16 protein-coding genes are annotated in these 12,742 nt (G+C 40.3%); 14 read left to right on the top strand and 2 right to left on the bottom strand.

What is annotated here, in order from left to right; translation table 11 throughout:
• Positions 1-5 precede the first annotated feature (5 nt).
• The 4 genes from J8L98_RS23185 (at position 6) to J8L98_RS23170 (ending at position 2,317) form a co-directional block, all read left to right on the top strand.
• Positions 6-1,037: a phage late control D family protein gene (locus tag J8L98_RS23185; RefSeq protein WP_210998421.1), complete on the top strand. Its 1,032-nt coding sequence runs from the start codon at positions 6-8 to the stop codon at positions 1,035-1,037.
• A gap of 268 nt (positions 1,038-1,305) precedes the next feature.
• On the top strand, positions 1,306-1,485 hold the full coding sequence (locus J8L98_RS23180; RefSeq protein ID WP_210998420.1) for a hypothetical protein: 180 nt from the start codon (positions 1,306-1,308) through the stop codon (positions 1,483-1,485).
• A 26-nt stretch (positions 1,486-1,511) separates the two neighbouring features.
• Positions 1,512-2,003 (top strand): hypothetical protein, encoded by a 492-nt coding sequence (locus J8L98_RS23175; protein ID WP_210998419.1) that lies wholly within the window; start codon positions 1,512-1,514, stop codon positions 2,001-2,003.
• A complete protein-coding gene (locus J8L98_RS23170; protein WP_210998418.1) occupies positions 2,000-2,317 on the top strand; it encodes a hypothetical protein in 318 nt (105 codons plus the stop codon). Before J8L98_RS23175 ends, J8L98_RS23170 begins: the two co-directional genes overlap by 4 nt.
• Here J8L98_RS23170 and J8L98_RS23165 read toward each other — a convergent pair whose 3' ends face one another.
• A complete protein-coding gene (locus J8L98_RS23165) occupies positions 2,318-2,779 on the bottom strand; it encodes a hypothetical protein (RefSeq protein WP_210998417.1) in 462 nt (153 codons plus the stop codon).
• Between the two features lie 267 nt (positions 2,780-3,046).
• On the opposite strand from J8L98_RS23165, the gene J8L98_RS23160 reads away from it, so the two are divergent.
• The 9 genes from J8L98_RS23160 to J8L98_RS23120 all read left to right on the top strand — a co-directional run bounded on the left by J8L98_RS23160 (position 3,047) and on the right by J8L98_RS23120 (position 10,400).
• The gene (locus J8L98_RS23160; protein WP_210998416.1) at positions 3,047-3,256 is read left to right on the top strand and encodes a hypothetical protein; all 210 of its coding nucleotides are present in this window, start codon (positions 3,047-3,049) and stop codon (positions 3,254-3,256) included.
• On the top strand, positions 3,256-3,516 hold the full coding sequence (locus J8L98_RS23155; RefSeq protein WP_210998415.1) for an ogr/Delta-like zinc finger family protein: 261 nt from the start codon (positions 3,256-3,258) through the stop codon (positions 3,514-3,516). Before J8L98_RS23160 ends, J8L98_RS23155 begins: the two co-directional genes overlap by 1 nt.
• A 40-nt stretch (positions 3,517-3,556) precedes the next feature.
• A complete protein-coding gene (locus J8L98_RS23150; RefSeq protein ID WP_210998414.1) occupies positions 3,557-4,033 on the top strand; it encodes a hypothetical protein in 477 nt (158 codons plus the stop codon).
• A complete protein-coding gene (locus tag J8L98_RS23145; RefSeq protein WP_210998413.1) occupies positions 4,033-4,884 on the top strand; it encodes a Bro-N domain-containing protein in 852 nt (283 codons plus the stop codon). Before J8L98_RS23150 ends, J8L98_RS23145 begins: the two co-directional genes overlap by 1 nt.
• Positions 4,881-5,465 carry a hypothetical protein gene (locus J8L98_RS23140; protein ID WP_210998412.1) on the top strand — a complete coding sequence of 195 codons (585 nt, stop codon included), beginning with the start codon at positions 4,881-4,883 and terminating at the stop codon, positions 5,463-5,465. The genes J8L98_RS23145 and J8L98_RS23140 overlap by 4 nt, the downstream gene beginning before the upstream one ends.
• Positions 5,465-8,176: a toprim domain-containing protein gene (locus tag J8L98_RS23135; RefSeq protein ID WP_210998411.1), complete on the top strand. Its 2,712-nt coding sequence runs from the start codon at positions 5,465-5,467 to the stop codon at positions 8,174-8,176. Before J8L98_RS23140 ends, J8L98_RS23135 begins: the two co-directional genes overlap by 1 nt.
• Positions 8,173-8,382, top strand: coding sequence for a hypothetical protein (locus J8L98_RS23130; protein WP_210998410.1), 210 nt, complete (start codon positions 8,173-8,175; stop codon positions 8,380-8,382). Before J8L98_RS23135 ends, J8L98_RS23130 begins: the two co-directional genes overlap by 4 nt.
• Before the next feature lie 14 nt (positions 8,383-8,396).
• Positions 8,397-9,584: a recombinase gene (locus tag J8L98_RS24975; protein ID WP_247682673.1), complete on the top strand. Its 1,188-nt coding sequence runs from the start codon at positions 8,397-8,399 to the stop codon at positions 9,582-9,584.
• 120 nt (positions 9,585-9,704) lie between these two features.
• Positions 9,705-10,400, top strand: coding sequence for a hypothetical protein (locus tag J8L98_RS23120; RefSeq protein WP_210998409.1), 696 nt, complete (start codon positions 9,705-9,707; stop codon positions 10,398-10,400).
• Between the two features lie 1,129 nt (positions 10,401-11,529).
• Here J8L98_RS23120 and J8L98_RS23115 read toward each other — a convergent pair.
• Positions 11,530-12,078: a TetR/AcrR family transcriptional regulator gene (locus tag J8L98_RS23115; protein ID WP_210998408.1), complete on the bottom strand. Its 549-nt coding sequence runs from the start codon at positions 12,076-12,078 to the stop codon at positions 11,530-11,532.
• A 101-nt stretch (positions 12,079-12,179) separates the two neighbouring features.
• Here J8L98_RS23115 and J8L98_RS23110 point away from each other — a divergent pair, with 101 nt between their 5' ends.
• On the top strand, positions 12,180-12,716 hold the full coding sequence (locus tag J8L98_RS23110) for a dihydrofolate reductase family protein (protein WP_210998407.1): 537 nt from the start codon (positions 12,180-12,182) through the stop codon (positions 12,714-12,716).
• Positions 12,717-12,742 lie beyond the last annotated feature (26 nt).

Here is a 12,742-nt window from a genome sequence, read left to right as displayed (position 1 = left end):
ACACCATGACACCCGATTACCAACTCACCGTTGATGGCAAAAACATCAGAGTCAATTCACAACTGATCAGCCTTACTTTAACCGACAACCGTGGGTTTGAAAGTGACACACTTGAAATACAACTCGACGACAGCACCGGCCAACTCGCCATCCCACGTAAAGGCGCCAAAATGCAGGTCAAATTAGGTTATGTTTACAATGACAAAAGCGAGCTGGTAGACAAAGGTTCTTACACCATTGATGAAGTAGAGCACAGCGGCGCCCCCGACACCCTCACAATTCGCGGTAAATCTGCCGACATGCGCGGCTCATTGTTAAAATCCCACGAACAGAGCTATCACCAAGAAACGCTTGAGAGCATTGTTCAAACCATTGCAAAGCGTAACGGCTTAACCGCAAAACTAAGCCCTGCTCTAGCGTCAGAATTAATGGATCACATAGACCAGGCAAACGAGTCAGACGCACAGTTCTTGACGCGCTTGGCCGAGCAGTTCGACGCTATAGCCACCGTTAAGAATGATACCCTCATGTTTATAAGTGCAGGCCAATCAGTCACAGCTTCTGGCCAACCCCTACCAAAAGTAAATATAACTCGCCAATCGGGCGACCAACACCGCTTTAGTATTGCCGACCGTCAAGCATATGCAGGCGTTACCGCATATTGGCAAAATGAAAAAGCCGCGAAACGTGAAAGTGTCACAGTTGAAAACTCAGGCAGTGAGTCTGAACTTACTGGCGGCGATGGCATAAAAACCCTGCGCCATATTTATGCATCTAAAGCCACCGCTACACGTGCAGCCAAAGCAATGTGGGAACGTATTCAACGCGGCATTGCCACGTTTAGCTTAACATTAGCCCAAGGTAACCCAGAGCTATTCCCTGAAACCCCCATCACAGTAAGTGGCTTTAAAACCCAAATCGACAACAGTAAGTGGATACTGGTACAAGTCACCCACACTCTAAATAGCACGGGTTACGTATCATCTCTCGCGCTTGAAATTAAACACACTGAGCAAGCCACAGTAACAGAGTCATAATGATGATATTACGCGCTAAAAAGTAACATACGTTAAATACTTACCTATTAGTCAAACACTGGTAAGCCCTACTTTAATGCGCCTTTATCAATACAAACACCCTTTCATTGTTAAAATATTGTTTAAAAAACTATTAAAGGTTAAAAAATAAATGTATATTTAGAGGTTAATAAAATTGCTTTAATAACAACCGGTTGTAAAATAGTCATGATTTATAACCTCGCCTCAATAAAGAGGTGTCAAACTACTAAAAGCAAAGGGAAAAATTATGACAATCGCAAAGCAGGCACTTTCATTGAGTGAATGGAATGAAGCTAAGGTCCTTAAAGTAGCTCAAAATGTCAGAGGCGGTAATGGCCTTGGTAACGAGCCTTCGTTAACTCAAAGCAATAGTTTAAGTAAAAAACCTAAACCAGTTTTAAGAAATGGCCTTGGTAACGAGCCGTAAATAACAAGGATATTAAGGAGTATACGTTGGGAAACTATATTGTTGAAATTGCAAACTACGTATGGGTAATTACCATTTTACTCATACTTGCTGCTATCTTTTTACGATTAGATAAGTCTTCATTGATTTCATTAGTCGTATGGATAGTCGCTGAACTGATAATGGCCAGACTCGCCCCTATCATTGTAGCAATTGAAGACAACTTAACTTCTCAACATGTGTGGTATGTAACATGGATAATTTTCGATACTGTTTGCATTGCTCTTTTATTTATAATTCATAAGCACCTCAACATAGCAGCGAGTAAACTTAGCGTTTTTATTGCGACAAGCTTTATTACGTTACTCTTTTTGCAAGCAGCACGTTACGTAGATCGTTTGGTATTAGAAACAAATTCGCTAATTGATATTTATAAATTTTGTGTACCTGCCATACAATTTTCAGTACCACTTATGGCCATAGTTTGGTTCTTAAAAACAATTCATGCCAAACATAAACAGCATAGGGAGTTATCATGATCATATATACCCTGTTTGTTATTTTTATTTGTCTAGTGGTATCAATCAAAAGTTTAAGGGCATTTACAAAGTTACAAGTCACTGAAGAGCCCCTGCAACTGGCACAGGCTCCACGTGCCCACAAGCTCTGCATGCAATCATATGCTGCTAGGCAAATGCCTAATAATTATGCAAAAATACGAGCAGATGAAGACTATGAAGAAGCACTAAAGGCATACGTGGAAAGCTTAACGAATATAGAAGCAACTAACACCGTAAGCATAATCAAACCAGCAGCTAATCATGTGCCAACGAAATTAAAAATAGCTAAGTAATTAAGAATCCGATCCTGTTAAAGATAACTGTGCATCTGATTTATCTGGGTTTTTTTGTTGAATAATAAACTGAGCTAGCTCTTGCATTTGCTCAAATTGAAGCTGTTCAAGTTTAATGATTTTAAACCGGCACGCCATCACCAACAATTCATTAACCAACTGAGACGTATCATGTTCAGGTGACTGTTTTGACTCCAACACATTACTTGAATGTTGTTTAAAATATTCAGGCACAAAAAACATCCAATGCTCTATCCAGTCGTAACCTGGCAACAAACGAAGTACTGTGACTATCTGTTCTGACTTATCTGCGCTTGGGTTACGAGAACCACGGCGCACATCCATAAAATATGTGTAATCAATAGCCACACCCTGCTCATTCGCTTGGCGAACTAGATCCTTCACTTTACTTTTATCTAGTACTGTAACCATATTATCAACAAAAACATCTTTCGCGTTCATATATAAAATGTGCCTATAGTCATGTTTTAAACGATTATAGTGCTATTTAAGTTCGTAAAACAAACATTAATAACAAAAATCCAAAAATAAATTCAAGCAGCAATACAAAAACACTCACACCTTGGGGTTAAAAAAAGCGAAAACCAGCAGTTATTTCAACTTAAAAACAGTTAATATATGACAATTATCATATAAATATTGACCAAAGGCATATTTGTCGCTTTAATTAACACCAATCTAGGATGATAAACACATTAAGGCAACGCTATGACCACTGACCAAATACGCCATGCGCTCATTAAAATGCACAATACACGCGGCCAACTCATGGACTTTTGCAAATCTAATGACCTGAACTACAACCTCATTTTAAAATTTATCAGCAATCCGAGTCGTCAACTTTGGCACGACAATGCGCAAAAGATCATCGACGCCTTACCAGCGCAATATAAGCATGAGCTAAAAGGGGCAGCGTAATGAAACCAAAAAACGGCCAAGGCATCGACTGCCCCCACTGTGGACATAGAGCAAAACAACGTAGAACAGAAATTAAAAGCACCTACACCCGCGAGAAAGTGTATCGCTGTGAAAATGAAGCATGCAATCACGTGTTTGCCACATTAGAAGAAGTTGTGCGCACCATTACCCCCAGCGCTAACCCAAACCCCAGTGTTAACTTACCAATGAGCACCCGTGCCAAATGGTGCCAAAGCCAACGTAATAAACACGCCAGCTAGAACGCTCACAAGAATAAAAATAACAAGGAAGCTTTAAAATATGACAATAGTCACAAAAAACAGCTTGCACAACCAAATATGCAATGCCATACTTTCACCCGTTCCCTTAAGCAAGGAACAACCATGCAGGTGGATTAAGCACCCACTGGCAGTGAGAATAACAACCGATAATTTGATGTACCACATTCTTCCATATCAGCGTAATTCGCTGATACATGCATTTTTACGCTGTATATGGGGGCATGGGTCGGGAGCCAAAGAAAACGCCCCCACTGTGTCTTCGGTTGTTAGACACTGCTTTGCGGCTACCCGATCCACCATAAATATTAAGTTATTTATGGAAACAACAACCATGATTTATACATTCCTTGTTGCTACACGCAATCAAACACTGGCACAACTCAACCGCATTCGTACTGTGAGCACAGTGGCCAATACCGAAGCCCAAGCCCGTGCACAACTAAACGGCCTCCCCCTTGTTTTTATTCGCTGCAGCGCTGCTAAGGCGGGTGTGTAATGAACATGCAAACTAAACCGCAACTCTTCGCTTTTGAGCAAGATGAAAAATTATCGAGCGTTCGCGTGGTGACAGATAGCAACAATAACATTTGGTTCGTTGCTAACGATGTTTGTGCTGCTTTGCAAATTGCCAATTCGCGAAATGTTGTTGAACGTTTAGATGAAGATGAAAAGGGTGTCCATAGTATGGACACCCTTGGTGGGAAACAGGAAATGAATTGTATTAACGAATCGGGTGTCTATTCGTTAATCTTGACCAGCCGTAAACCTTCAGCTAAAAAATTCAAAAAATGGGTGACCTCTGAGGTTTTGCCCAGCATTAGAAAAACAGGTGCTTATAAGAGTGATGGCATTTCACTCAACAAGCAGGTAGAACTGCAGCGCTATAGCCATAAATTGATTAGCGACATCAGTAAAACCGCTGAGCCTTTTATTCGCGACATGTTGTATCAAGACTTACAAGCAGTTCGCGGTTGGTTAGGTACTACCACTCCACCATTAGAATCACTCATTCTGTCTGGCGTAGCTGATGACAGCCAAGAAATTATAGAGGCCTTTTTTAACGCCATTTGTTATTTAGAGCAAAAAGGCGAGCTCTTTAACCAGCATGCCCCTAAAACTCAACTGGCAGTACATCTTGATACCTTTCTAATGCTGTGTGAAAAGCATAATGTTCCTATGGTTAAAGGCCGCACTTTAACCCGTGCACTACGCCAATCACCACGGTTGATTGCTGCTAGTCACAACGTCAATAGCACCCAATTGAGTGGCAAAGTACTTAAATGTTGGGTATTTAACCTTGAACACACCATTGATGTTGCTGAACTGCCACAAGGAGAAGTGCTATGAACAAACAACTCGTAAACTCAAATGAAAACAACAACTTTGACGCAGCCCTTTATTGGGAAGGCAAACCATTTAAAAAATACGTTTGTACGCTAACAGACGACAGCGGCGTAACACATTCAACGATATGCAGCTCAAGCGCCAGTGACACAGCCGCCGAAATTGCAGTAAGAAACAGTTGCCTTGAAGGCCCCGTTACTTGTACTGATGTACGCTTAGCCACCCCCACAGACCTGGGTGCTACCCCTACTTTACCGCCTACACTAAAAGAAAAACTGCACCGTTTTGCCCATAGTAACAATTTGCGCAAACTGACGGTAACCAATCACGACCATATTTTAGTTGGTAACGCCCCCGCCATAACCTATGTGAACACATTAAAAGAACAGCACACCCGTTTATCTGCCGCATTAGCCGACTGCCTTGCCATCATGGCTCAGTGCCAACAAAACCACGACTACCCCAAAACATTCGACAGCCCCATAGGCACCATTGCATGGGATGCCACCGTTGCAGCCGCGCGCTTATTGTTAAAAGAAGGAAACCTGCCGCAGTTTAATCAAAGCAATCAGGGGCGAGTCTGATGTACCCCGAGCTTCATAGCGAGGTAATTCCTCGCTTATTGAACGACTATGGTTTTAAGCAAACAGGTAGTGAGTTTATGCAGCAAGGCGTATGCCCTAGCTGTGGTAAAAAAGAGCTCTACGCCAACAGCAAGCACCCTTGGGTGCTGCGCTGTGGCCGTTTAAATAAATGTGGTGATGAATTTCATATTAAAGACATTTACCCCGATTTATTTGAATCGTGGAGCGACCGCTTTCCTCAAAAAACGCAGCAAAATAACCAAATAGTCGAAAACCCAAGCGCGGCCGCCGATGCCTATATGCAGCATGGCCGAGGTTTTACACCAAGTAAAATTAAAGACTGGTATACCCAAGGCGCCTATTACTGCGGCCAACGCCAAATTGGCACAGCTACGGTAAAGTTTGAATTACCTGGGGGTGCAACATGGGAGCGCTTTATAGATAAGCCCCAACGCTTTGGTAAAATGAAAGCCAATTTTGTTGGTAAATATAACGGCCAATGGTGGCAAGCACCCGATGCAGATATAAAAGCTTGGTCTGGTAAAGAGCTGTGGTTAACCGAAGGTATTTTTGATGCCATTGCTTTAATACATGCTGGTATTAATGCGGTTAGTTTAATGAGCTGTAATAACTTTCCTGATCATGCATTAAAAACATTAGAAGCAGAACTCGCTAGCAAGAAAAAGCCTAAGCTAGTTTTTGCTTTAGACGATGGCAACGCCGGCGAATCATTCACTAAAAAGTTTGTTAAACGTGCCCGTAAATTAGGCTGGGAAGCAAGCGCCGCGCAACCACCCAAAGGCAAAGTAAAGCTTGATTGGAACGAGCTTTATCAACGTGACCGACTCACAAAACACCAATTAGATAACTGCAAATACTATGGCCAGTTGCTCATTGCTTCAAGCGCCATTGAAAAAGCCATTTTAATGCACAACAAAAAAGGCAATAAAGAGTTTCCGTTTGCATTTAATAGCAGCTTATTTTGGTTCAAAATTGATTTAGACAGGTACCATAAAGCGTTTAATCAGGTGATTGAATGTGCAGAACGTGAAGATGAAAAACTATCTGAAGAGGTTATAAAAGAGCGTGCCTTAAAAGAGTCGGGCTGTATTCAAGAACTATCAAAATGCTACCCGCAGGCGCTGTATTATCAAGAGAACAAGCTAACAGACGAAAGTTGGTATTACTTTAGAGTAGATTTTCCGCACGATAGTCCTAGTGTTAAAAATACGTTTTCGGGTAGCCAACTGAGTTCGGGCGCTGAATTTAAAAAGCGCTTGCTAGGCATTGCACCAGGTGCGGTGTTCAATGGCCAAACACCTCAGCTTGATAAACTAATGAGCCAGCAGTTGTATAACATTAAGCGCGTACAAACCACTGACTTTGTGGGCTACAGCAAAGAGCATGCGTGTTATGTTTACAACAATGTCGCGGTAAAAGATGGCAGGCTGTATCAGTTAAATGACGAAGACTTTTTTGATATCAATAAATTAAGTATTAAAACACTGCAGTCTATTGAGTTAAGCCTTAATCACGAAGTTAATAAAATAAGCCCCGACTGGGAACATACACTTTGGCAAGCATTTGACGCCAAAGGCTTTGTGGCTTTGGCTTTCTGGTTTGGGAGCTTTTTTGCCGAACAAATACGTAAAACACATAAAACCTACCCGTTCTTAGAGATTGTGGGCGAACCTGGTACTGGTAAATCTACTTTGCTTGAGTTCTTATGGAAACTCGCTGGCCGCAACGACTACGAAGGCTTTGACCCGAGTAAGTCTACCCTCGCCGCGCGTGCCCGTAACTTTGCGCAAGTATCAAATTTACCTGTGGTACTTATTGAAGGTGACCGAGGCGACACCAAAGACGCAAAACAAAAAGGATTTGACTGGGACGAGCTTAAAACCGCATACAACGGCCGTAGTGTTCGCGCCCGAGGTATACGCAGCCAAGGCAATGAAACGTACGAACCGCCCTTTCGAGGGTCAATTGTGATTGCACAAAATGCCGTAGTGCAAGCGTCTGAAGCCGTATTACAACGTATTATTCATGTAATGACAGACCGAAAAGGCCAAACAGCCAAAACCAAAGAAGCGGCAGAATGGCTTGAACGGGTTGATGTAGATGACGTATCGGGCTTTTTACTCAAAGCCGCCATGCATGAAAAGCAAGTGCTTGAATGCTTTAACGAGCGATTTAAGTTTCATGAACAGTGGCTAAGTAAACACCCTGATATTAAAAACGTGCGTATTGTTAAAAACCATGCGCAGCTATGCGCGCTTATTGATGCCGTTGCCCTGGTAACCAGCATTAACCCCCAACAAGTTGAAGCAACTTATAACATGCTGAGCACTATGGCCGTAGAACGCCAAAAAGCCATTAGTGCGGAGCACCCTTTGGTGCAAGAATTTTGGGATGTATTCGACTTCTTAGAAGGCGATGGCGAAAGCTTACGTGTAGTTGATCATCATCGCGACCCATCAAAAATTGCCGTAAACCTAAATCATTTTACAGAAATAGCGACAGAACGTAGACAATACGTTCCCCCTTTAACCGACTTGAAGCGTTTACTTAAATCGTGCCGCACTCGTAAGTTCTTAGGTCAACAAACAGTAAACAGCGCAGTTAACGCAAGAATTAATAATGAAAACCCATTAGCACGAAAGCCCTCAGCGGTTAAGTGTTGGGTATTTGAAATAGGAGATCAACTATGAGCGGAAAATTAATGAGAGCCAGCCAGTGGGCCAAACGTGAATTTACTCCAGGTTCAATACCAACCGCTAGAACATTGCGTCAATGGGTTGAAAACGGTGTAGTTGAAGGCCGTATTATCGATGGCGCAGCCTTCATTTTTGACACTGAAAAAGCAGGGTTAAATTCACAAGTAAGCTCTGCAGTTAATAGTTTATTGAAAGGTTAAGAGGAAGAGATCGAATGACGCCAAGACCTAGAAGCAAAAAAGGTGAAATGCTACCCGAGCATCTTTATTATTATGCTCAGCGCGGTATTTATCGTATTAAACTGGTGAATGGCAAATTTAAGTCATTAGGTACTGATCGTAACGTGGCCGTTTCTATCGCCAGAGAATATAACCGTATAGCGCGGCCAAAGGTCGCGCTAAAGGTAGATGATTTACTTAACTATGGTACGTTCGTAGATGAACAGCCTTTTGCTGAGCATGTGCCCAGACTGCTCAATCGCATTATGATAGACGAGCAACCCAGTGAAGACTTGGCAAAAACCATGGAAAACGATGCCAACCGCACCTCTGAGTTTTTTGCACATATATCTGGTTCACACATAAACCTGCAACACGTAAACGATTACTTAGTTCAGTACCATGCTGACTCAAGTGCCAATGTTCAAAACCGTAAAGTTGCCTGGCTCAAAAAACTGTTTTCATACGCAGTAGACGAAAGCTTAATGCCGAGTAACCCAGCTTCACTTAAAAAGAAACGCCGCCTCGATGCCAAACAACGTAGTCGGCTTAAAAAAGAATGGTACGACGCCATTTATACAGCTGCACCTTTATGGCTGCAAACCGCAATGGCGCTTTCTCTGCAGACAACCCATGCACGCTTAGAAATATCTCGCATTAAATATAAAATTAAAAAGCCCAATAAAAAAACCTGTGGCTGTGTTTGGTTGAAAGAACCTAAAGAGACCGAGCATGGTAAGGTGTACGGCACCTTATATATTCACCGTCAAAAGGTAGCGCAAAAAGAAGCGGCCCATGTGGCCATACCCATTGGTGAAGAGATTAAGCAAATTATAGAAAGAAGCCGAGACAGTTTGTTAAGTGACTATGTTGTTCACCGGTTACCCGCAAAAAGCAAAGTTAAGCTCAGTAAAGAAGTAGATCACGTCACACAGTTAACCCCCGACTACATAAGCCGCACTTTCTCAAAGGTACGTGACGAAGTTGGGTGTTGTGAGCACTTAGAGCCAGAAAAGCGCCCTACTTTTCACGAAATTCGTGCACTAGCAGCCCACATATTCGATAGCCAAGGGGTAGATCCACAATCAAGAATGGCGCACACAGACGCCAAAAGTACGAAAATCTACACACAAAACCACGTTGAGTGGGTAGAAGTGCCATTTGCTGAGATAAGGTCGAGATAAAGCAACTTATGATGCAAATTCAAATCACTTTATTGCTTGAGAAAACCACATAGTTTATTGTATAAGGGTTTCTATTTACTAAACATTAACTTAAGTTGTTATTAAGCAACGGTGTTCTCTATGAAATTTAAGTCTTTTATTCCTTTTATCGCTTATGAACAGGCTCCTGTTAATTCACAATCTATAAAAACTAAATTTAATTATTTAAGATCTCACCACGATAAGGTTGAAAATTTATTTAATACTGAAGTGCTAACTTTAGAATCAATGGCGGAAACGGAAGAGTCATACTTCGGTAGAAATCAGTTTGGCGAGGAGCACCAATCAGATCACAGGTTCTGGATCCAAGAGATTGAATATGTTCATATCAGGATGCACCGTTACTCAACAGTCTTAGCAATTTATGCTTACTTAGAAATCAGTTTACAGAAAACTTGCTCTGATATTGAAAATCATCTTCTTTTACCCATCTCTGTTACAGACTTAAATGGAAGTGGCATCACTAGATGCGTGAATTATATTAATAAACTAACTGATATTAATGCAAAAAAACCAAGTAATGCATGGAATAAAATACTAAAATTAAATGCCGTTCGAAATTGCATCATGCATGGTACTGGTGATACAAATTTACTTAGGGAAAGCAATAAGAACAAACTTTTGGACATAGTTAGAAATGATATAAATTTAGACCTTATTGGTGACAGTTTTATTTTCATCAAGTCACAATTCATTATTGATGTTTTAGCAGATGTAGAGCTCTACCTTCTAGAACTTCACCAAAGCGTAACGAATAAATATAGTAACAAGATGTGACACAATCAGGCAATCAAGTGATTGTTCAAGAATATGGTACTTAGAGCTTACAAAGCCTGCTCCAACAATATCGCAATTAATTTTGACTGAATTTGCATTCTATAGTTCGTGCAAAACCCCTTCCTAACCCCTTGATTTCATTGAACCGAAAAACGGATTTTTGAAAATTTAAATAGTCATCAAAAAACCTATAAAGGGTAATTAAAACATAGAGATAACCTTTACATTTTCGTCGTTATGGGGTGTCAGGGGTCGCAGGTTCAAATCCTGCCATACCGACCAGCTAATCCTTTAATTTATATAGATTTTTAGAGTGATTTAGCAAGACCAAAAAAGCCCACCTGCAAAATAACTGCAAAACCTCAGCAAAAAAACACTTATTAATACACTGCAATTTAGTTGTGGCCATGAGCCTCATAACAGCAGAGTTACCTGCAGTAAGTAATGTATATTTTCCATCCGCTTATATAGAGCTCCATGAGTCAGGGGGGGCTTCGGAAAAAGGTAACATTGGTAACCTTTTTCAAAATCACTTTATAAACCATTGATTTTTAATGCCTTTCTTGAAAGCAAAAAAGGTAACATTTATGGTAACTAAATAGTAACTATGTTACCTTTTTAAATAGTAATATCTTCATTATTAAAATCTCATAAATTTCAAACATATAAGCAAATGTTACCTTTTAGGTTACCTAAAATTACCTTTTAATGGTTACCTTTTTTTCTATTTAAAATCATAACGTTAATGCTTACAAAACCACCACATAACCAATGTTACCTTTTTCCGAAGCCCTCCCCTGTTCACTGGAAGAACCATCTAGCTTTTGCTTGTTGCATAGGCTCCTTACTTTTGCGTTTTTTTGCGTTGCTAATTAGTCATAGATACCGGTCTACAGCCCCAGCTATTGCTTATAATTGAGGACTTGCGTAACTGCATTATTTTCAACGCATAAAGCGCGCAGGCGTGGGTATAACGGCGCGCTGGGTGAGAATCCATCTGGATTGCAGGCACAAAAAAACCACCAAAAGGTGGTTAGCTTGCTCTATTTAAAACAACTTAATTAAGTTTTAACCATGAGACAGTTATGAGCGAGAAGCGGACATATATATTTTTACTAATTCTGTATACCTACACCCCTTTGAATAAAAAGCCTAGGGAGTTATCGGCATGGTCTATTGTCAACTCACCTGTTGAGTCACATGCTAGTGCCATAGAAAAACCATGGAGATAGTCAACTAATAGATCAAGAAAAGCTTTTTCTTGATCGCTTCTTAGCTTTAATGGGTTAACAATTAAATTAAATCTACTTATAAATACATCAGCAGGACTGTTTGAAGACATTGATAGAAGAGTCTTTAATAAGCCATCATATTTTTGGAGAATTGCTAAATAGCTTTTTGAAAGCTCTTTTAGTTCCTGTTTCCAATCTAGTTTTCCGCTAGGTACATATATTTCAGACATTAGTGACTTGGCAACACCCTCCAGTAAAATGTTTTTGTTATTAAAGTAATAATATAAAGCCATAGGATCGACATTCAATTCTTTCGAAATGGCCCTCATACTAGGAACTTTCCCAGTGCCAGCCATCATACACTTGGCTTTACTTACTATTAACTCGGGACTAAGGATGTTTTTTTCTTTGGAGGGGCGTCCTCTTCTAGTTTCGGGTTGCTTCATATAAAAATCTATATACTTTACTTTGAATTTCTACGGTGTAGAATAATACTACAATATTCTACACCGTAGAATAAAGGTAAATTAAGATAATAGAGGTATTTATGTCCAATAAAGTATTTATAGCTACAAGCCTTGATGGTTACATCGCAGGAAAAAATAATGAAATTGATTGGTTAGAGACTATTCCTAATCCAGATAATATCGATATGGGTTATCAGGCTCATATGGAAAGTATCGATGCCTTAGTTATGGGTCGCAACACGATGGAGTTGGTTGCAAATATGGATATCGAATGGCCTTACAGCAAACCTGTTTTCGTATTAAGCAAATCACTAAAGAAAGTGCCAGATAAATTAGAAGGAAAAGCATTTTTAGTTAAAGGAGATATAAAGAGTATCAATAACGAATTAAAGAAAAAAGGATACAACAACTTATATATAGATGGTGGCTTGACTGTTCAGAGCTTTTTAAAAGAAGACTTGGTTGATGAGCTTATAATTACAACAATACCAATATTACTTGGTAGTGGAATCCGATTATTCGGTGAATTAGAACGTGCGTTAGAATTTAGATGTACAAAATCAGAAAGGTACTCAAATGGCATTTGCCAAAATCGCTTTGAGCGTAACTCTAGTTAATATTTATTAGATATGCCAATGTGAAG

This window comes from Pseudoalteromonas sp. MMG013, assembly GCF_018100885.1.
Classification (GTDB): Bacteria; Pseudomonadota; Gammaproteobacteria; order Enterobacterales; family Alteromonadaceae; genus Pseudoalteromonas; species Pseudoalteromonas aurantia.
The sequence above is the reverse complement of the archived record's forward strand: the minus strand, read 5'-3'. Positions and strand labels throughout refer to the sequence as shown.

Bases quoted from the DNA above. Each gene is read 5' to 3' on its own strand.
- J8L98_RS23120 (WP_210998409.1), top strand. From the start codon at position 9,705: ATGAAATTTAAGTCTTTTATTCCTTTTATCGCTTATGAACAGGCTCCT.
- J8L98_RS23115 (WP_210998408.1), bottom strand. From the start codon at position 12,078: ATGAAGCAACCCGAAACTAGAAGAGGACGCCCCTCCAAAGAAAAAAAC.
- J8L98_RS23180 (WP_210998420.1), top strand. From the start codon at position 1,306: ATGACAATCGCAAAGCAGGCACTTTCATTGAGTGAATGGAATGAAGCT.
- J8L98_RS23130 (WP_210998410.1), top strand. From the start codon at position 8,173: ATGAGCGGAAAATTAATGAGAGCCAGCCAGTGGGCCAAACGTGAATTT.
- J8L98_RS23185 (WP_210998421.1), top strand. From the start codon at position 6: ATGACACCCGATTACCAACTCACCGTTGATGGCAAAAACATCAGAGTC.
- J8L98_RS23165 (WP_210998417.1), bottom strand. From the start codon at position 2,779: ATGAACGCGAAAGATGTTTTTGTTGATAATATGGTTACAGTACTAGAT.
- J8L98_RS23155 (WP_210998415.1), top strand. From the start codon at position 3,256: ATGAAACCAAAAAACGGCCAAGGCATCGACTGCCCCCACTGTGGACAT.
- J8L98_RS23150 (WP_210998414.1), top strand. From the start codon at position 3,557: ATGACAATAGTCACAAAAAACAGCTTGCACAACCAAATATGCAATGCC.
- J8L98_RS23170 (WP_210998418.1), top strand. From the start codon at position 2,000: ATGATCATATATACCCTGTTTGTTATTTTTATTTGTCTAGTGGTATCA.
- J8L98_RS23160 (WP_210998416.1), top strand. From the start codon at position 3,047: ATGACCACTGACCAAATACGCCATGCGCTCATTAAAATGCACAATACA.
- J8L98_RS23140 (WP_210998412.1), top strand. From the start codon at position 4,881: ATGAACAAACAACTCGTAAACTCAAATGAAAACAACAACTTTGACGCA.
- J8L98_RS23145 (WP_210998413.1), top strand. From the start codon at position 4,033: ATGAACATGCAAACTAAACCGCAACTCTTCGCTTTTGAGCAAGATGAA.
- J8L98_RS24975 (WP_247682673.1), top strand. From the start codon at position 8,397: ATGACGCCAAGACCTAGAAGCAAAAAAGGTGAAATGCTACCCGAGCAT.
- J8L98_RS23135 (WP_210998411.1), top strand. From the start codon at position 5,465: ATGTACCCCGAGCTTCATAGCGAGGTAATTCCTCGCTTATTGAACGAC.
- J8L98_RS23110 (WP_210998407.1), top strand. From the start codon at position 12,180: ATGTCCAATAAAGTATTTATAGCTACAAGCCTTGATGGTTACATCGCA.